The 18,712-nt window shown below is 30.2% G+C and carries 21 protein-coding genes; 13 read left to right on the top strand and 8 right to left on the bottom strand.

Annotation, left to right across the window (positions count from 1 at the left end; all coding sequences use genetic code 11):
- Positions 1-192: 192 nt before the first annotated feature.
- The 3 genes from HNR33_RS18855 to HNR33_RS18845 form a co-directional block, all read right to left on the bottom strand.
- Positions 193-738, bottom strand: a complete 546-nt coding sequence (locus tag HNR33_RS18855; protein ID WP_429086494.1) for a rubrerythrin family protein — start codon at positions 736-738, stop codon at positions 193-195.
- Between the two features lie 125 nt (positions 739-863).
- Entirely contained in the window at positions 864-3,365 is a 2,502-nt protein-coding gene (locus tag HNR33_RS18850) for a DsrE/DsrF/DrsH-like family protein (protein ID WP_429086491.1), read from the bottom strand.
- A gap of 90 nt (positions 3,366-3,455) precedes the next feature.
- A complete protein-coding gene (locus tag HNR33_RS18845) occupies positions 3,456-3,749 on the bottom strand; it encodes an ArsR/SmtB family transcription factor (protein ID WP_429086488.1) in 294 nt (97 codons plus the stop codon).
- 366 nt (positions 3,750-4,115) lie between these two features.
- Between HNR33_RS18845 and HNR33_RS18840 the strand changes: the two genes are divergently transcribed.
- From HNR33_RS18840 to HNR33_RS18820, 5 genes are all read left to right on the top strand, one after another.
- The gene (locus HNR33_RS18840) at positions 4,116-5,357 is read left to right on the top strand and encodes a DUF1576 domain-containing protein (RefSeq protein WP_429086485.1); all 1,242 of its coding nucleotides are present in this window, start codon (positions 4,116-4,118) and stop codon (positions 5,355-5,357) included.
- Positions 5,358-5,359: 2 nt separating this feature from the next.
- Complete coding sequence (locus HNR33_RS18835) at positions 5,360-5,701, top strand: hypothetical protein (RefSeq protein WP_429086483.1); 342 nt, start codon at positions 5,360-5,362, stop codon at positions 5,699-5,701.
- 122 nt (positions 5,702-5,823) lie between these two features.
- On the top strand, positions 5,824-6,006 hold the full coding sequence (locus HNR33_RS18830; protein ID WP_429086480.1) for a spore coat associated protein CotJA: 183 nt from the start codon (positions 5,824-5,826) through the stop codon (positions 6,004-6,006).
- 20 nt (positions 6,007-6,026) lie between these two features.
- On the top strand, positions 6,027-6,287 hold the full coding sequence (locus HNR33_RS18825; protein ID WP_429086477.1) for a spore coat protein CotJB: 261 nt from the start codon (positions 6,027-6,029) through the stop codon (positions 6,285-6,287).
- 23 nt (positions 6,288-6,310) lie between these two features.
- Positions 6,311-6,496: a manganese catalase family protein gene (locus tag HNR33_RS18820; protein ID WP_429086474.1), complete on the top strand. Its 186-nt coding sequence runs from the start codon at positions 6,311-6,313 to the stop codon at positions 6,494-6,496.
- A 293-nt stretch (positions 6,497-6,789) separates the two neighbouring features.
- Here HNR33_RS18820 and HNR33_RS18815 read toward each other — a convergent pair whose 3' ends face one another.
- Positions 6,790-7,596 (bottom strand): nucleotidyltransferase domain-containing protein, encoded by an 807-nt coding sequence (locus HNR33_RS18815; protein WP_429086471.1) that lies wholly within the window; start codon positions 7,594-7,596, stop codon positions 6,790-6,792.
- 457 nt (positions 7,597-8,053) lie between these two features.
- On the opposite strand from HNR33_RS18815, the gene HNR33_RS18810 reads away from it, so the two are divergent.
- The 4 genes from HNR33_RS18810 to HNR33_RS18795 all read left to right on the top strand — a co-directional run bounded on the left by HNR33_RS18810 (position 8,054) and on the right by HNR33_RS18795 (position 11,032).
- Positions 8,054-8,539 carry a GNAT family N-acetyltransferase gene (locus tag HNR33_RS18810; protein ID WP_429086469.1) on the top strand — a complete coding sequence of 162 codons (486 nt, stop codon included), beginning with the start codon at positions 8,054-8,056 and terminating at the stop codon, positions 8,537-8,539.
- A gap of 435 nt (positions 8,540-8,974) precedes the next feature.
- Positions 8,975-9,433: a hypothetical protein gene (locus tag HNR33_RS18805; RefSeq protein ID WP_488167845.1), complete on the top strand. Its 459-nt coding sequence runs from the start codon at positions 8,975-8,977 to the stop codon at positions 9,431-9,433.
- A gap of 254 nt (positions 9,434-9,687) precedes the next feature.
- Positions 9,688-10,230: a GNAT family N-acetyltransferase gene (locus tag HNR33_RS18800; protein ID WP_429086463.1), complete on the top strand. Its 543-nt coding sequence runs from the start codon at positions 9,688-9,690 to the stop codon at positions 10,228-10,230.
- Positions 10,231-10,558: 328 nt separating this feature from the next.
- Positions 10,559-11,032 (top strand): DUF5301 domain-containing protein, encoded by a 474-nt coding sequence (locus HNR33_RS18795; protein ID WP_429086460.1) that lies wholly within the window; start codon positions 10,559-10,561, stop codon positions 11,030-11,032.
- A gap of 181 nt (positions 11,033-11,213) precedes the next feature.
- Here HNR33_RS18795 and HNR33_RS18790 read toward each other — a convergent pair whose 3' ends face one another.
- The 3 genes from HNR33_RS18790 to HNR33_RS18780 form a co-directional block, all read right to left on the bottom strand.
- Positions 11,214-11,450 (bottom strand): LexA family protein, encoded by a 237-nt coding sequence (locus HNR33_RS18790; RefSeq protein WP_429086458.1) that lies wholly within the window; start codon positions 11,448-11,450, stop codon positions 11,214-11,216.
- Positions 11,451-11,461: 11 nt separating this feature from the next.
- Positions 11,462-11,722: a hypothetical protein gene (locus HNR33_RS18785; protein ID WP_429086455.1), complete on the bottom strand. Its 261-nt coding sequence runs from the start codon at positions 11,720-11,722 to the stop codon at positions 11,462-11,464.
- Positions 11,723-11,835: 113 nt separating this feature from the next.
- The gene (locus tag HNR33_RS18780) at positions 11,836-12,540 is read right to left on the bottom strand and encodes a copper amine oxidase N-terminal domain-containing protein (RefSeq protein WP_429086452.1); all 705 of its coding nucleotides are present in this window, start codon (positions 12,538-12,540) and stop codon (positions 11,836-11,838) included.
- A gap of 419 nt (positions 12,541-12,959) precedes the next feature.
- Here HNR33_RS18780 and HNR33_RS18775 point away from each other — a divergent pair, with 419 nt between their 5' ends.
- From HNR33_RS18775 to HNR33_RS18760, 4 genes are all read left to right on the top strand, one after another.
- The gene (locus tag HNR33_RS18775) at positions 12,960-13,415 is read left to right on the top strand and encodes a hypothetical protein (protein ID WP_429086450.1); all 456 of its coding nucleotides are present in this window, start codon (positions 12,960-12,962) and stop codon (positions 13,413-13,415) included.
- Between the two features lie 588 nt (positions 13,416-14,003).
- Positions 14,004-15,437, top strand: a complete 1,434-nt coding sequence (locus tag HNR33_RS18770) for a recombinase family protein (protein WP_429086448.1) — start codon at positions 14,004-14,006, stop codon at positions 15,435-15,437.
- A 1-nt stretch (position 15,438) separates the two neighbouring features.
- Complete coding sequence (locus tag HNR33_RS18765) at positions 15,439-15,876, top strand: manganese catalase family protein (protein ID WP_429086445.1); 438 nt, start codon at positions 15,439-15,441, stop codon at positions 15,874-15,876.
- Positions 15,877-16,142: 266 nt separating this feature from the next.
- Positions 16,143-17,459: a helix-turn-helix domain-containing protein gene (locus HNR33_RS18760; protein WP_429086442.1), complete on the top strand. Its 1,317-nt coding sequence runs from the start codon at positions 16,143-16,145 to the stop codon at positions 17,457-17,459.
- Positions 17,460-17,558: 99 nt separating this feature from the next.
- Here the strand turns inward: HNR33_RS18760 and HNR33_RS18755 are convergent, their stop codons facing one another.
- Entirely contained in the window at positions 17,559-18,524 is a 966-nt protein-coding gene (locus HNR33_RS18755) for an alpha/beta fold hydrolase (RefSeq protein WP_429086439.1), read from the bottom strand.
- Positions 18,525-18,712: the final 188 nt, after the last annotated feature.

The raw sequence follows: 18,712 nt of genomic DNA, 5'->3' as shown, positions 1-18,712 counted from the left end.
TACTCTCAAAAGGCTTATTGATGTTACCCTTTTTTAACTTGAAGAAATATCAAATATTTTTAGATTTAACTATTGACATTTCTTAGCTGGACTAATTTTAATACCTATATTCTACCATGAAATAAGTAAAAATATCAATACAATTCTGAAAAAAGGCACCCTATATAAATAGGATGCCTTTAAAAGTACTAGTTAAAATGTTTTAAATCTGTCCTTGCTAACACCACAGATAGGACATTTGTCAACCATTTCACCATGACCAACATATCCACACACTTCACATACATGTATATTTGTAAAGTCTACATCTTTTCCATCATCAACATACTCTTTAGCTTTTAAGTATAAAGCTTCATGTAGCTTTTCTGCTTCTAAAGCAAGCTTCATCGAGCCAACTGCTCTTTTTTCTTCCTGTAACTCTGCTACAGCTATGTAAGCTGGATACATTTGATGAACTTCAAAGTTTTCTCCATTTGCTGCTGCTTGCAGGTTTTCTGAAGTAGTACCTATACCAAAGCCTGCTCCTGAAGCTACAAGAAAATCTCCACTTACATCTTTCATTACTCTAAAGTGAGATTTCGCATGTATTTCTTCCGCAAAAGAGATAGCTCTAAAAAGTGTTGCTACTGTTGGGAAACCATCTTGTTGAGCTTTTTCTCCCCATACCTTATATCTCATATGTGCTTGACTTTCGCCACCAAAAGCTGATCTTAAGTTTGATGCTGTCATATCATTCATTATAGATACCCCCTTGATTTTATTTGATACTTTAATAACATTATACTATTACCCAGTACTTTTTTGAATAAACAAAATAGATAACCAGTATTTATTTCAATACTGGTTATCTAAAAAATAATCTGCTAAATAAATAGATTCACATCTGACTCTTCTGCTGCTCCAAGATAAGCAGCTACTCCACCATACTCTATTCCATCGATTAATTCTTCTTTTGTTATTCCCATAACGTCCATTGACATAGTACAAGCAACTATTCTAATACCTGATTTTATTGCCTGCTGTATAAGATCCTCTAATGATGATATGTTTTTGTCATTCATTACTTTCCTTATCATCTTAGCTCCCATGCCACCCATATTCATTTTAGATAGACCAAGCTTTTTGCTACCTCTAGGCATCATCATGCCAAACATTTTATCCATAAAACCTTTTTTAACATCTACTTTTTCTGGCTTTCTCAATATATTAAGTCCCCAGAATGTAAAGAACATAGTTACCTTTCTACCCATAGCAGCTGCACCATTAGCTATAATAAATGATGCTATTGCTTTGTCAAGATCACCACTGAATACTACCATGGATTTGTCGTCCTTACCTTGAGCAATTACCGCACTGTTATCTAGAGTTTTTTTTTGTGTCCCTTTCTTTATAAAAGCAGCAAACGATTTTTCTCTTTTTTCTGTTTTTAATAAAGTGTTTCCTGTTCTAACACACCAAGTTTTAATGTCATTCATAAAACCAGGGTCCGTTGCAGTTACCTCTAGTATGTCTCCATCATTTAGCATTTTCATTCTTTCATAAACCTGTGTTATAGGTCCAGGACAAGATAATCCACAAGCATTTAATTTAATTGTTTCACCGTCCTTAACTATCTCATCTACTTCTTCTGTTTCTCCTGAATCTGTAAAATTTGTGTTAGGATCACAGGTTACTCCGCCGCATTTAGAAGCGTCACTATCATCTTGACAGAATACACAGCTATATGTGGTATATCCGCCGCTAAGATTTTTTACATTAGTAAATCCATTTTGCATTAAGATTCTTGCAGCTATATATCCTCTTAAACCTACAGCACAGTAAATAACTATAAGCTTATTTTTGTCCAATTCAGACATTCTGTTTCTTAATTGATTTACTGGAATATTTACAGAGCCTTCGATATATCCCATCTCTCTCTCAATTGGCTCCCTAACATCGACTATTATAGTATTATCTTTATCAAGTTTATCCATCTCATGCCAATGGATTACATCCATATCACCATTAAGAATATTTTCTGCTGTAAATCCTGCCATATTTACTGGATCCTTTGCAGATGAAAACGGCGGAGCATAAGCTAGCTCTAACTCTTTAAGGTCATATACAGTTCCGCCAAATCTAATTACAGTTGCAATAACATCTATCCTCTTATCAACTCCATCATATCCGACAATTTGTGCTCCTAATATTTTTCCTTCAGAAGTGAATATAAGCTTAATTGCCATCGGTATAGCACCTGGATAGTATCCGGCGTGAGATTTTGAATGAATTATAGATACTTTATAGTCTTTTCCATATTCCAAATTATTTCTTTTCAATATTTTTTCATTGTGACCAGTAGAAGCAACAGTTAAATCAAATACCTTAGCTATAGAAGTTCCTTGAGTACCCTTGTATATTTCCTTTCTACCAGCTAAAATGTTTGCAACAATTCTTCCTTGCTTGTTTGCTGGACCAGCTAGAGGTATCATAGTTTTTAAATTATTCATAAAATCAGTTACCTCAATAGCATCACCTAATGCATAAATACTATCATCAGATGTCTTCATAGTATCATCTACTATTATTCCACCTCTTTGATTTATCTCAAGTCCAGCATCCTTTGCTAGCTTGCTCTGTGGTCTTACTCCTATAGACAAAAGTACAATGTCTGCATCTATTGTCTCTCCACTTTGCAATGTAACTGTAGTTACACCGTTTTTGTATTCGAAACCTTTTACTCCATCCTTTAAATGAAGGTGTACACCTTTTGACTTCAAATGTTGATGTACCATTTGAGCCATTTCAAAATCTATTGGAGCCATAACTTGGTCTGCCATTTCAACTATTGATACATCTAATCCTCTATCATGTAGATTTTCTGCCATTTCTATACCGATGAATCCGCCACCAATAACAGCTGCTCTCTTTGGCTTTTTATTATCTACATAATCTTTTATTTTGTCGGTATCTGGAATATTCCATAGTGTAAATATATTTGGAGAATCAATTCCAGGTATTGGTGGAGTCAAAGGATTTGAACCAGGTGAAAGAACTAGGTAGTCATATGATTCTGTATATATGTTTCCAGTGCCATGATCCTTTACTTCTACTTCTTTTTTATCTTTGTCAATCTTTAAAACCTCATTTTTAACCCTAACATCAATATTAAAACGTGCTTTCATAGCTTCTGGAGTCTGAAGAAGTAGCGCATCTCTTTCTTCTATAGTCTCTCCAATATAGTATGGGAGACCACAGTTTGCAAATGATATATAATCTCCTTTTTCAAACATAATTATCTCTGAGCTTTCGTCTACTCTTCTCAGTCTTGCAGCAGTACTTGCACCTCCTGCAACCCCACCAATTATTAAAATCTTATTTGCCATTTTACTAACCTCCTATTAACATTAATATATTATTATATTTTAATATTTAAATATATTTGTTAAAAATAAAACGAATCAAGACATTAAAAACTAGAATAATGCCTTAATTATTTTCTTCACATCTTCATTAACTAAATAATAATTTATTTCTGTACCATTTCTTACTCCCTCAACTATTCCAGCAGCCTTTAATCTAGTTAAATGTTGAGATATTGTAGACTGTGGTGTATCTAAACAATTTTGCATTTCTGTAACATTTCGCCCTCCACTTTCCAAAAGTCCTCTAACTATACATAGTCTTACAGGATGTGAAATAGCTTTTATTACTTCAGCCTTTTTTGTCAAATCTTCATTAATGTTCATATGCTGATTTATATTACTCACCTCTTTTTACTTTATCTTTATATTATAATATTACGATATATGGATTCAATTGTCAATTTTTTCATTAAAATTTTTCTTAATTTTTTTCTTGATTTATGATAAAATGAAAAAAATTCCTTACATTCATTAATTATTCCTTTCATTTAATAATTATCCTTTTATGTAAACAATCACATTAACCTTACCTTATTCTAAAATTTTGATTGTTTATTCTTCGATATTACTTTATCTAAATATGGGCATAATTACAACTGATGCCTCTATACATCGAGTTTAAAAATGAATTCAACTAAAATAATTTTTTTCGTAATATTTTTCTAATGCATAATTATAATTTACTATACTAGATCGATTGGAGGAATGTGTTTGAATCAGTTATCTGAAAATAAGAAAATATTAATATTAATGATTTTCCCAGTATCATGCCTTGTCATGTCTTTGTTTGTGAGCGATGTAAACAGCATATTTAGAGGATTATATGACATAATTGTTCATCCCGATATTCTTATTACTGACTATATAAAAGTTGGTGGTTTAGGAGCTGCTTTAGTTAATTCAGCTATTCTAACATTATTAAATATTTTAATTCTTTGGAAATATAAAATAAGAATTAGTGGTGTATCTGTATCTGCTATATTTATCATAGCTGGGTTTTCTTTTTTTGGAAAAAACATTTTTAATGTATGGCCAATTTACCTTGGTGGATTTTTATATGCTAAATATCAAAAAAAGAGCTTTAAAAATGTAGTTATCATTTCCATGTTCGGAACTGCTCTATCTCCTTTGGTAAATGAGATTGCTTATGGTCTAAATCTTCCGTTCTCTATAGGAATGACCTTTGCTATTTTAGCAGGTATATTAGCAGGTTTTATTCTCCCTCCTATTTCTGCTCATGTTTTAAAAGCTCATGAAGGATATAATCTATACAACGTAGGATTTGCTGCAGGTTTTATAGGTACTATAGCTATGTCATTTTTAAAAAGCTATGGATTTGTTTATAGCCCTAGAATAATACTATCTACTGAGCATGATATACTTCTTAAAATATTCCTCGCATCATTTTTTATTGTACTGATTGTATTAGGATATTATATAAATGGTATGAGCTTTAAGGGTTATTCAAACATATTATGGTATAGCGGAAGATTAGTAACTGATTTCACGCATTTAGTGGGATTTGGTTTATCTTTAATTAATATGGGAATTATGGGACTTATAGGTATGACTTATGTTATAATATCAAATGGAACTATCAATGGACCAATAATCGGAGGATTACTAACAATAGTAGGGTTTTCATCCTTTGGTAAACATCCAAAAAACTGTTTACCAATCATGGCAGGGGTTTTTATTGCAGGTCTATTAAAAATATGGGATACTAATTCCACAACAGTAATTATAGCAGCGCTATTCGGTACTAGTCTTGCCCCTATTGCAGGAGAATACGGAACAATCAGTGGACTGCTTGCTGGATTTCTACATCTATCTGTTGTTATGAATGTAGGAGTATTACACGGCGGAATAAATCTTTACAATAATGGTTTTTCTGCAGGCATAGTTGCTACTTTATTGGTACCAGTAATAGACGCTATTAAGAAGGAGGATTAAAATTGAAGCATGACGTTAAAAAGATATCTAAAATATTAGATGAGATAATTACCTTTGCTTTTCTACATGGAACGGACAAAATGAATATCTCAATCGAAAATCAGGAGACGCAGTATAAAATTCATATAGAAGCTGATAATCTAGATTGTACTGATAGAAGAGTTCAGCAGCTTAGTCAATTACTTGCTACTCCTAGACAGCCAGAGGTTGAAGAATACTATTGGGAGCTTACAGGAGAATGTGATACTGATACTGAGCTTTGCTTAGTTGGAATTATGGTCGATAAAGCAGAGGTACACTTTAATGGAAATGCACTTACTATTACTTTATATAGATACAAATAGAAGATGAGATTGAATGTCTCATCTTTTTTTATTGTCTGTAAAACGCTATTAGTGTATCACACTTGGCTAAATACAAACGTAATATAATAGTGCACAAGAATATTTTTAAGGGAGGTTTATCTATGAAGAATAAAGACAAATATGTTGTTTGTCCACCACCTATGGAGCCATATACTAGGCTAGCTCATGCATATGTTCCTTTTCAAATTATGGAAACAGTTTTTAGTCCTGAAGAGGCATTAAGAAAAGGAACGTTATTTCCTGAGCTATATATGCCTTATAAGCAAGAAAAGCGTTATAAATAGATATTTTAGGAGGTGTAAATATGCATAAAAATCAATTGATATTGCTTAAGCAGCTAATGGAAATAGGGTTTGTATTGATTGAAACTAACCTTTATCTCGATACTCACCCTACAGACGAGCGTGCATTAAGACTTCATAACACTTATAGCCAAAAATATAGAGATCTTGAACGCATGTATTCAGCACAATATGGCCCATTAAGAGCTAACGACATGAGTAAATTCCCATGGCAGTATATCGAAGAGCCTTGGCCTTGGGATATAGATTTTAGAGGCTTATAATTCATTTCAAAGGAGGTTAAGTTATGTGGATTTATGAAAAAAGACTTCAATATCCTGTTAGAGTAGACTCTTGTAACCCAACACTAGCAGCTATGATATTAGAGCAGTTTGGAGGCCCAGACGGAGAACTCTCAGCAGGAATAAGATATCTCACTCAAAGATGGACTATACCAACTAATCAAGTAGTCGTAATATGTTTCAACATGTAATAATATTATTTCTTAAGAATATAATTTAATATGGATATTTATGATATTGTTCTCGACATAATACTGAGGATAATAGATAAGAAAGAACAAGAAGAAAATGAGGGCCAAGACTAATTGGTCCTCTAGTTTAGCTCCGCCTTGTAACAGACACATAGTTCTGCTGTGCCTAAATAAATGAGGATGAACATTCTTTTCTACCACTATTCTTTTCCCCCATAATTCTTCGCATAAAAAGAATGTTAAAAATCAATCGAACAACAAGCGTGTCATAAGTCAGTGTAATCTACCCTATGTTAGGTACTATCGCTGTCTTTGATTATTGAATATATATGTTCTAAAAGTAATGGCGCATTTTTTATTATGTAATTTCCATCAATCTGCTCTTTTTCAATTTTATCAAGCGGATATCTATATTGAGAAGTGTATTTAATAAATGGTACCCATTGTGAATCTGGATATTTTTGAATAAACCAATCGCATGATTTACCTTTGGATATGATATCATAATTAAAAAATGTATATAGACTTCTTGTTGCAAAATATAGCAAATGTAATGAAAAATAAATATCATTAATTTCCTCTGAATGCTTTAGATTGTTTTTTATTTCTGCTATTATCGTTTCTCTTAATTCATCATAAGAAGGTTTGAAGATTTTCTTAGTAATATCTTCGCCATAAACTGTCTTACCATATTGACTTATAGTAAGATAATCTATATTGGACATAGCAGATTTTGAAATTTGCTTCCAGCCCTTTCTTCTAGTGCCTATATAGCATCCTAATCCTGTATAATATCTTGGTTCCTGCATCATTGGTAATGGACAATATACTCCTTCCAATAGGGTTCCAAGTAGTCCAAGTTCCCCTGCTCTTAGTCTCTCATGTAACTTAATTATTTTTTCATAATCGTCGACAGATAAATCATGTTTAGTTACTACGAAAAAATCTATATCACCCTTGCTATAGATATAATCCTCTAAAGCTACTGACCCAGATATAATTACCGACAGTAGGTTGTTATCCAATATTTCTTTAATCCTATCCATGAACTCCCTAATCATAGCTTTAAAACTTTTATCATCATAAATATGCACTTTCATATGTCCTCCTCAATAAATGATCTCAAAGTACTGCCTCGATATTACACTGACTGCTAACTATTGGGTTCTCGACATTGACACGTTATGAATACTATCAAAAGAAGCAGACTATACGATATAAAGTATCGGTAGTATTTTTATATAGCTATATAATTACATACTTCATCTGAATTTATTAAATATAAATACAATTTTCTATCTTACTACTGAAATACCTGCCAAAAATATCCGCAAGTTTCGACATATTTTTTTACTACATCTCAAAATTAAATAAATATCTAAAAAGCCAAACAGTTTATTTGAAATAAAAAAGTACAAGTCAAAGTAGGTTTGTCCATATCTTAGTAATTTATGATATAATATGTAATGCATTCAGCTATTTACGACACCAATGTCGTATAGCGTTTCGTATAAGAGGAGAGTAAATATAATTAATAAATATTATAGGGGAAATAAAATGGGAGATTTTAATATTAGATTTAAAGAAATGAGTGATGATGAATTTGATAGGTTTGCTGAATGGAGTATTTCAGATTATTCACAAGATTTAATAAAGTCAGGTCGATGCAGCGAAGAAGAGGCATTTGAGAGTGCCAAAAAAGGATTTAATGAAATTCTTCCACAAGGAAAGTACACAAAAGATAATTTTATTTATGTAGTTGTAAATAGTGAAAATGACGATGTGGGGCTAATTTGGTATGTAAAGTATACTGAAAGTGAAGCGTTTATTTATGATTTCTTGATATTTGAGAAATTTCGTAAAAAAGGTTATGGAAAACAGACCTTACTTTTGGTTGAAGAGGAAGTGAAAGAAAAGGGATTTAATAGAATAGGACTTAATGTTTTTAAATTTAATAAACCTACTTTTTCATTATATAAATGTTTAGGATACAAAATATTTAATGAAGATTCTGGAAGTATATATATGGTGAAAGACATTTAAAAAATCAATTGTACTATGATATTTTATTGTCACATTTTTCAGATATTGAGTATTATAGATAGACAATCCCACCTATATTTTTATAGTCTATATTTCAACACTATATTAGAACTTCTTATTAAAAAGGTCATTATATCTGAAGAAGGATATTATAAAAAAGTTGATGAAATAAAGAAAAATGCAATAGAGAAGAATCCGAATTTAGATATAACTAATTTTTAAGTTTATATATAGGGTTATATGTGTGATAGATCTGTCTTCTTACACAGCATGACCGTTATAGGAAATTATAATATAGGGTTGTTTTTAAGGTCTTGTTTGAAAAAAAGAGATGTTAAAAAGATAAATAATATATTCGAAAAGCTGTTTATGACGTATTTGTAGAATAATGTGAAGTAAGAATAATTTATATTTAACAAAGGAAGTGAAAAAAGCATGAGTACTTATATAGTTTTGGTTTTGGTGACTTCCGTTTTTATCAAACAATTAGTATACATTAAAAACCTAATAATTTTCACAAAAAAAAGCAAGATAGAAATTTGTATGATATTAGTCGGGGTTTTGATGTTGGCAATGATCACATATTTTTTTGAAAAAGGATGTAGTCACTATTTATTGGGAGTGTTAGCTGTTTTAACTTTAATTACTTTGTGGATGAAACAAGGTATATCTTCTAAAGGAATCATTAAGCTTTTCCGTGGAAAAGAACTGTATTTATGGAGTGAAATCAGTAGAGCAGATATTGAGATTGCCGATAGTATTAAAGTAAAATACTTTAATATGTCAAACACTCAAATTGGATGCTTGAATTTTGAACGAAAGAAACATGAATTGTTGATGGATATTTTAACTAAAAATGTAAGGACTGTTAATCAGACGTATTCTGCTGAATAAGATTATGAGCATAATCTATAGTTTTATTTAAGATGTATTTTTAATATTATTCGAAGGATTATAGAGGTGAAAAGATTCATCACTTCCTATAACAGAGCCTCAGTAGACATCGGAAAGTCATTGTTTCGCAAAAGTTCGACATCACTAAGCCTCAGACCGTTAGGTGAAAGTACTATAAAGATAGAAAAATAGATTGAAGAAAAATTATTTTAGAAGTTTATTTTCATCAAAATATGAAAAAAGGAAGGATAATAATGACTAATATATCAATACAATTATGCGATTATGATAATAAGTTTATAATTAATAATATATACCCCCTATACTTGTATGATTTAGGAGAAATACGAAATGTTTATCCTAATAAGTATGGGGTTTTCGAAGAGGATGATAGTATAAAAACACTAGAAGAGCAAATACCTATATTTGACATATGGTGGAATAAGAAGAACATTCTTTTTCCATATTTAATTACTGTTGATGGGCTTCCTGCAGGGTTTGTTTTAGTAGCAACTCCACCTTATCTAGTTGATGACAGTGATTTTATGATAAGCGAAATGTTTATAATGAGACCGTTTAGGGGCAAAGGCGTTGGTAAATATGCTGTTACAACTATATTTAATAAGTATTTAGGAAACTGGATGCTGTTTACAACACCTACCGATAGTAATTTGAAAACCATAAAATTTTGGAGAAAAACCTTGTCTCATTATACAAATAATCAATTTACTGAAGAAGACAAAGATATCCCACATTATGGTTTCAGTAAAGTTTTTAAATTTACAAATAAATCATAAAGATTAGGAAAAGGATTTATCCATTACTTCTAAGATGACAGTAACATCATCTAACATAATATTTGCGTAAAGGTGCATTAGGAAAAATCCTACCCTAATAAATTCGTTAAATTCATTACCTTTTTATTTGCATTTAAAACTCTTGGTTAACTAGGCACAGCTCTACTAACGAACAATTTAATTTTATCCATATTTTGCTAAATTGTAATATAATATGTAGTGGAAATCCTCGATTAGCTTAATTGATTGATGAGGGATTAAAAACTATTGATTGCAGTGCAAGAAATTATTAAGTAAGAATAATTTATGTTTCAGAAGGAGTAGCGGTATGAATAGAAAAATAAAATGGTTGTTTGCCATAACAATTGGTATTATTGCTGCTATAGGTTTGATCTCTATGTTAAGTGAAAGCCGCCTAGCAGTGCCTGAGGCAGAGCAATTAAGTAGTGTTATATTTATTAATGTTGTTAACGAACAAGGTGTTGAAAAGATTACTATTTCTGAACAATCAGATATATGTAATATATTAGAAATATTGAAGAATTCAGAGAGGACAGATAAAGATAGTGTTTCTGACCTTCCTGATAAAGCAAAATTCAGTATGGTTGCTTTCGAAATGTTGGAAGGTTATAGTTTGAGGTCAATCTACGAAGAAAATGGCGATATTTACGTAGATCAACCTTACTATGGAGTTTTTAAATTAAGATCAAATGATTTGAATATACTGAATGAAATTATGAAAAGGGGCAATAAAGAAAGTATTTCAATACACGTTGATGAGATATTTAAATACAACTTCTAGAAATCAGAGTATAAAATAGTTAGTAAACAAGGGGACACTGGCGAGAAACTCACATTAACAATGTATTTATGCAAGGGCACACGAGGTGCAATCTTAAGACGCTTCCCCAGAAGCAAAGCTCCATAAGGTGGTAGTGCTTTAGATCTGGTTCATTCTCAATATACAAGGAATAGGAAAAATCCTACTCTAATAATTTCGTTAATTTCATTACCTTTTTATTTGCAGTTAAAGCTTTTGGACTAGATGCAGCTCTACTGATGTACCCTTTGCTTTCTAGTTTATCTAAATAACTATGAACTGGAGTTGGAGAACTTAGGTTAACCTCTCGTCCTATTTCTCTTACTGTTGGACTACACCCCTTTTTATCTATTAGTTCTATTATAGTCTTAAGTATTTGTACTTCCTTTTGTGTGAACATATTATGCCCCCTTATATCTTGAATAATATCCATCTCAAGTCATTAGTAATAAATCTTATCTCATATACCTTCTCTACTCCATTTATTATGCTTTGACATCTAAAAGTATGTATTGTTCTTCCTGCAATCTTTTCTTCGTCTTTCACAATTACTTTATTAACTTCAATAACTAATTGTTCTTTATCTTCTGTTAAACGAAATTTGATAGGTATAAGTTCCTCATCTGGTTTAAACCATACAACCATATCGATTTTTTTGTCAACTACTTTCATGGAATCGCCTTACCAATATATTCATACTTATATTGTATAGGAACATTTGTTCGGTGTAAAGGGTAAAAAAACAGAGTAAGTTTTACCTTACTCTACATTAACGAACAAGCTAATTATTCAACACTCCATTTTACATCAACATAACAGTGAGTGTTTTCACCAACTATATCTATATGAGCTTTAGTTGATTTATGAAATTGAATTTCAATTGTTCCCTTTGAATTTGAATCTAAAGTTTTCATAAGATTATAATTATCATCATATATCTCTAAAAAACGGAGATTTCCACCATCATTTAACATATAATATTCAATTTTTAAAACTTGGTTTTTGGCAACAGATAACTCATGTCTAGCTCTTCCTGTTTGAGACTTCAAAAAGAACTTATGAGCATTTTCAGCATCAAAATCAATTCCATATTTTTCATCTATACTATACATTAAGTCTGATTTTATAGTTGTTCTTTCATCTTTTAATATAGAATAATCTTCTGAATTACTGTAATTATCTCCCTTAGCTGAAAGTAAAGTGTTGTCTCCCTCTTCGGATAATTTTCGATTACAGTAAACTAAAACCGTTTTAGTCTCCTGACTCCATTCTACTTTATAACCCAGGTTTTCACTTACAAATCTTAAAGGTACATAAGTTGTTCCATTGTATAAAATATCGTCTTCATTTACTTTTTCGCCATTGACTTCTAGATTCACCTGGTTGAAAACAACTTCTATAGTTTTTTCTATACCTCTAGCAGATGCCACATTCGTTAAAAATAGCATAATTAAAATACCAATCACAATCCCTTGTATTTGCTTTTTCATTTATTCATTCTCATAATTCCCTAGTCCATTCTTTGACATAATTTCTTGAACATAAATAATAATATCTTCTCTTATTTATTATTGGGCATGCTTACTATTTAGTAAAATAATAGAAATTTATTACATAAATAAACTAACTTGTGACTTCAAACATTAAAGAATAATTTAGTTTTGTCCACATTTTGCTAAATTGTGATATAATATGTAATTGATGTAGTCATGAATGAATGTTCACAAGCCTTGGTTCGCAAATACCATTAATATGGAATAAATAACAACTATCGTTCGGTATCCACTAGTTAGCTGAAATCCTATTAGAAGAGAGTACTGATTTTAATGGTTTGGAAAAAGAATTAATGCTGCAATAGTATTAGAAAAAATAAAAATTATTAACATAAAACGAAAGGAGCAATTAAAGAATGGTACATTTAGTATATTGTGATGATAAAGAAAAGGTTTTGGAGAAAATCATTGATGGTACCAAAACTATGATTGTAAGAGGTGCAGCGGGAAGAAAAATTCCTCATAGCAGGGTTTTTGAAGGTGAAATATTGTATTTTATGAAAAAAGGAACAGGAAAGATTTCTGCTACAGCAACAGTAGTAAGTGTTCAAAACTATGTTAAATTAACAGAAGATGAAATTGTAAAAATACTTGAAGATAATCAAAGTATGCTTAATCTATCTAGTAAGCAAAAAAAAAGATGGCATAAAAAATGTCTATGCTTAGTTGAGTTTAAGGATGTTAAGACAATTCCTCCTTTAGATTTTGATCGCCAAAGTAATATGGATGACTGGCTAATCATCGAAAAAATTGAAGATGTGGTAATAGGCACAAGCATTCCATATAATTATGATAATTCCAAGTTTAAATAAAAATAATGAAAAAAATTCATTATCTTAGTACACAAGATATATTGTGTACTAAGAAGGGGTTATAACTGTAGTAGTGTTGGACTTCAGCCAACGTAGCATTGTAGTTTGTGCTGGAGAGGGTCAAGCTTCGGGGCAGTCTAGCACACATTTCAATTACATACTGTTTTTTCTTTCCACTCATACTAGACTTTTAAGAATTTGCAGCGTTTACCGATACTCCAATCCAAAACCCAATATTTTTCTGTTGTTCTACTGTGGTTTTGCTCCTAATATAAGGCGCAACTATGGAAGTAATAATGGCACCTATTCAAGTTATTATTTATGTATATTTTATCTTTAGACTTAATAATATATAATCTACCTCCCAAACTAACATAAATTATTTTCATTTATTCATCCCCTTTATGTATTATAACTAGCAAACAAGAACGCAAGTTCGTGTATATGATTATAATATTTTACAATTACATGTACAAGTAAATATATCTGTTAGTAGATACATTTAAAGCTTTTGATATACAATATAAGATTTCATTAGAAGATGTTTTTATACCTCTCTTAATATATACCTAGAAAGGGCGATTATTAATGAAGAAAGCTGCTATATACATTCGAGTATCTTCACAAGAGCAAGCTCAAAACTTTTCTATAGATGCACAAAAAGAAAAACTTATTAGCTATTGTAAAGCTAAGTCTTGGAACATATTTGACATATACGTTGATGCTGGTTGGACTGGAGCTAATACAGATAGACCAGGGTTACAAAAGCTTTTAAATGAGCTTGATGACATAGATATTGTATTAGTATATAAATTGGACAGGCTTTCTCGATCTCAGAAAGATACTTTATTCCTTATAGAAGAAAAGTTTCTTCCTGCTGAGGTTGATTTTGTTTCTTTATCAGAATCATTTGATACTACAACTCCTTTCGGAAAAGCTATGATTGGTATATTATCAGTATTCGCGCAGCTTGAAAGAGAAACTATAAAAGAAAGAACTAAACTAGGTAAAGAAAAAAGAGCTAAGGAAGGATTATTTCGTGGTGGTGGATATGTTCCACATGGTTATAAATATCTTCCTGAAACAGATGAATTAGTAATTGATGAATATGAGGCTATACATGTAAAAGAGATATTTAGACTATATAATAAAGGTCATGGATACCACGCTATAGCTACTATCATGGATAAAAAAGGATTTAAGAAAAAAAATGGTGTTCTTTGGCAAACAAATGCTATAGTAAGGATATTGAATAATCATATATACAGGGGATTTATTGAATATAAAGGAGAGCTATATCAAGGCGTGCACGAGCCTATTATTGATGAAGATTTATTCAATAAAACTCAAGAACTAATGGAAAAAAGAAGTAATAAGAAGTATCCACGTTCTAAATACCTTTTAACTGGAATGATAAGATGTGGCTATTGTGGTGCTAGATTAAAAGGTACATGGATTACCAGATGTGAAGATGGGGAAAAGACATATTACTATTATTGCTACTCAGCTGCAAAAACGCCTAAGCATATGATAAAAGATCCAAATTGTCCAGGCAAACATATACCTATGAAAAAAGTAGATCATGAGGTTATAAATCATATAATAAATACTAAACTAGATAAAGATATAATGAAGGATAAATATACTTCAAGATTAAAAGAAGATAGTATAAAGCTTGATATAGATATATTAAGCGAGCAAATAGATAATATTGATAAGCAAATATCTAAGCTTATGGACCTCTACCAATATGACAACATACCAGCAAATGAGCTATCTAAACGTTTAGAAGAACTTCATAACAATAAAAAAAATCTACTAAAAACAATAAGTGAATATAATAACTCAAGGTCCATTATTTATAATAAACAAGTTAAAGTTCAAGAAATATTAAGCATTTTAGATAACTTTGAATTAATATGGAAAGAAGCTACTTTTGAAGAAAAAAGAAATATAATAAAACTTTTAATAAAAGAAGTCATTATAACTAATGATGATGTTAAAGTTATACCTAACTATTAAGTTGAAACATATTCCAACGACTCAAGCTAAAGGTATTTTAACTGATATTGGTACTGAAGAATTAGCGCATTGGGAGATAATTGGTACATTAGTATATAAGCTAACAAAAGATGCTCCTATAGAAAAAATTAAAGGCACACCTTTTGAAGCTCACTATGTTAACCATGGCAAGAGTCCTTTCCCTCATAATGCTGGGGGATATGCATGGACTGCTACATTTATTCAATCTAAAGCAGATCCAATAGCAGATTTACATGAGGATATGGCTGCTGAACAAAAAGCTAGAGCAACATACGAATATCTAATTAATGTAAGTGATGACCCTGGTGTTACTGATACCTTAAGATTCTTAAGAGAAAGAGAAGTGGTTCACTTTCAAAGATTTGGAGAAACTTTGTGTATAGTTGAAGATCATATGAGCAAGAAAAAAGTCTATTAGTTAAGAAGTATTCTAACACTCTCTAATTATTAAAAGCCTTGTATTTTAAATAATACAGGGCTTTCAATTTAATTAAGATATCATAGTATTTTTAAGGTATTTTTAAACTTTACATTCTACTCTCTTCTTGTTAAGAATAAGTTTAATTATTTTAAACTTATTTACATATATTTAGTTATCTTGTTAATTCAATATGTTTCTACTATAATATAATGGTAAACATATAATTAATGTTAATTCAAATTAAACTTCTGGAGGTTTTTTAATTGTCTAAATCTATAGGCGAAAAAATAAAAGAGTTAAGAAAAGAACTTAAGATTACACAGTCTGAATTGGCTGGAAAAGATATGACCAAAAGTATGTTAAGCCAAATTGAAAACAACATTGCAACTCCATCAATGAAAAACCTTAAATTAATAGCTAAAAGATTAGACAAACCAGTATCCTATTTTTTAGAAGATGATTGTCTGCCTAAAAATGAACTACCTATAAACGAAATTAGAGAAAAAGTAAAAGAAATTAACTCACTAATTGATAGTTTGAAATATGAAAAATCCAGGGAAGAATTGTATGCTTTATTATCTAAATATAATTTTAAACAAAATGATAAGTTATATAGTGATATTCTTTATAAACTTGGAGAATGTTTAGCTTATTTAAATTTATTTGATGAAAGCGAAAAAGTAATTGACAAGGCTGTAAATATATATGAAAAAAATCAGCTATATTCAGATGCTGCAATTGCATATATTGAGAAGATTAACAGATATATGAGTGACTTTAACTATATGCCATGCTTAGATATTTTAGACAAGGCAACTGATGTATATAACTTATCTATAACTAAAGACTATTTATTTGAGATAAAATTAATGTTTATAAAAGCCCTAGTATACTCTGGATTAGGAGATTTTAATAATACTGTATTAATGCTAAAAAAGGCTATATCATTTTCTAACGAAAAAAAAATATACTATAAATCTGATTCATTATATCAAACGTTAGCTTCAATAAATTTAATTTCAAGAAACTATGATGAGTTTAAATATAATATTCATAAAGCTGAACAATTTGCACTTTTTACAGAAGATAAATTAAGTATGTCTATAATTCATATAAACTATGCAGAATTTGAAATTCATATTAATAATCCTCAAAAGGCAATTGAATACTTAAATAGTATTGAAGACAACATGCTTAGAAAAGATTTAAAAATATTTTACACTATGGCAAAAGCTAAGGCATTATATCTTTTAGAAGATTATGAAAATGCTCTGACATTACTTGAGAAGATGAATTATAATTACGATAAACTTCTTAAACATGACTATCTTTTTATGTGGTCAGCTAAAATATATCATGGTCTTACATTATTTAAATTAGGAAAATATAATGAGGCTTTAAAGGAAATGCATATTGGTATTGCAAAGCTAGAAGTTTTCCAAAATTCTATTTATCACGTTTTTGCGTACAAAAGCATAAGTGAAATATATCATAAGCTTAAAGAGTTTGAAACTGCATTTAAATATCTAAAAATGGCAAATGATATGGAGGATGATCTTAAAGGACTTCCTTTTAAATAGAATAAACACGGCTATAAGCTAATTTATGGTACATTTCATCGTAGAAGATTATTTAAGTATTAAAAATTATATTAGTCAAAAAAAGCGTTTACACGCTCTCTATTTATAAGTTTCTTCTAGAATTTTTAGTAGTACATCAGAAAATTTATCTGATTCTTCGTAATCAGGAAAATGAGCTGAATTTTCAAACCAGATGCTTTCTTTTTTAGGTGCCTTTAATTGTTCACTGTACTTTTCTACTATTATTGAAGGTGATGTATAATCATATCTACCCATACAAAAATATACAGGAACTTTTATTTCTTTTATACTTTCAAAAAAACTAATTTCCTTTTCAATTATTTCAGTTAATAAATTCTTTGCAGTAAATTCACTACCTTCCATAATCCTTTCAATCTCTTCTTCACTACATTTTTCTTTGAAACTTCTAAATATGTTACAATTTCTCTCAACGTAACCAAATTCATTTAACCATCTTCTTTGTTTTGACATGTCCCTTAAAAAATTTTTATACGGTGGATGCCCTATTTCTTCTAAATCTTTAATTGCGGTAGTATGTTTTTGTTTCTTTACTTCATTTAGTAAAAATTCATATGATACTCTTTCATTTTCTTTAATATCAACTACTTGACCTATTCCAATATAAGCATAAAATTTTTCTGGATACCTATTCACTGTCATAATTCCTAGTACGCTCCCAAATGACTGCGCTGCTAAATATAACTTATCTCTATTAAATTTATTTAAAATATAATCAACAACCTCATTAGTATCTGAAATAAACTGTTCTAAGTTCATTGAGTCTTTAGGTATATCACGATTATATGACTTTCCAGTTCCTCTTTGATCCCAGTTTACAACTACAAAATGCTCTTCTATCTTTCTTTGAAATTCAGATGCATTTGTACTATAAGGGATACCTGGTCCCCCATGTAAAAAAAGGATTATTGGATTATTCTTGTTGTTCCCTCGTATAAGTATGTATTGAGCTACACCACCAATATTGACTACTTCTGACTCGTTTATAGCTTCTTCCCAATTAACAGTTTTTGATATTTTGCTCATTTTTCTCCCCCATTCTCCATTTAGTTTAATTTGATTTAACTTTGTAAGCATATTATATAATAACTAATTTTATTCGTCAATGTATAGTTAAATTTAATTAAACTTTTGACTGCATTTATTAAGTTTGCTAGCGTTCTATAATTGAGTCAATACTAGACGGTTTTACCGTCATAGTACATAAGTATATT

The sequence above is a fragment of the Brassicibacter mesophilus genome (assembly GCF_050433385.1).
GTDB classification, from domain to species: Bacteria; Bacillota; Clostridia; order Tissierellales; family Proteiniboraceae; genus Brassicibacter; species Brassicibacter mesophilus.
Note: the sequence above shows the minus strand (reverse complement) of the source record. Positions and strands in the feature narration are given on the sequence as shown.

Excerpts from the sequence above, each read along its gene's own strand:
- HNR33_RS18855 (WP_429086494.1), bottom strand. The coding sequence starts at position 738 with ATGAATGATATGACAGCATCAAACTTAAGATCAGCTTTTGGTGGCGAA.
- HNR33_RS18850 (WP_429086491.1), bottom strand. The coding sequence starts at position 3,365 with ATGGCAAATAAGATTTTAATAATTGGTGGGGTTGCAGGAGGTGCAAGT.
- HNR33_RS18830 (WP_429086480.1), top strand. The coding sequence starts at position 5,824 with ATGAAGAATAAAGACAAATATGTTGTTTGTCCACCACCTATGGAGCCA.
- HNR33_RS18825 (WP_429086477.1), top strand. The coding sequence starts at position 6,027 with ATGCATAAAAATCAATTGATATTGCTTAAGCAGCTAATGGAAATAGGG.
- HNR33_RS18820 (WP_429086474.1), top strand. The coding sequence starts at position 6,311 with ATGTGGATTTATGAAAAAAGACTTCAATATCCTGTTAGAGTAGACTCT.
- HNR33_RS18815 (WP_429086471.1), bottom strand. The coding sequence starts at position 7,596 with ATGAAAGTGCATATTTATGATGATAAAAGTTTTAAAGCTATGATTAGG.
- HNR33_RS18810 (WP_429086469.1), top strand. The coding sequence starts at position 8,054 with ATGGGAGATTTTAATATTAGATTTAAAGAAATGAGTGATGATGAATTT.
- HNR33_RS18805 (WP_488167845.1), top strand. The coding sequence starts at position 8,975 with ATGAGTACTTATATAGTTTTGGTTTTGGTGACTTCCGTTTTTATCAAA.
- HNR33_RS18800 (WP_429086463.1), top strand. The coding sequence starts at position 9,688 with ATGACTAATATATCAATACAATTATGCGATTATGATAATAAGTTTATA.
- HNR33_RS18795 (WP_429086460.1), top strand. The coding sequence starts at position 10,559 with ATGAATAGAAAAATAAAATGGTTGTTTGCCATAACAATTGGTATTATT.
- HNR33_RS18790 (WP_429086458.1), bottom strand. The coding sequence starts at position 11,450 with ATGTTCACACAAAAGGAAGTACAAATACTTAAGACTATAATAGAACTA.
- HNR33_RS18785 (WP_429086455.1), bottom strand. The coding sequence starts at position 11,722 with ATGAAAGTAGTTGACAAAAAAATCGATATGGTTGTATGGTTTAAACCA.
- HNR33_RS18780 (WP_429086452.1), bottom strand. The coding sequence starts at position 12,540 with ATGAAAAAGCAAATACAAGGGATTGTGATTGGTATTTTAATTATGCTA.
- HNR33_RS18775 (WP_429086450.1), top strand. The coding sequence starts at position 12,960 with ATGGTACATTTAGTATATTGTGATGATAAAGAAAAGGTTTTGGAGAAA.
- HNR33_RS18770 (WP_429086448.1), top strand. The coding sequence starts at position 14,004 with ATGAAGAAAGCTGCTATATACATTCGAGTATCTTCACAAGAGCAAGCT.
- HNR33_RS18755 (WP_429086439.1), bottom strand. The coding sequence starts at position 18,524 with ATGAGCAAAATATCAAAAACTGTTAATTGGGAAGAAGCTATAAACGAG.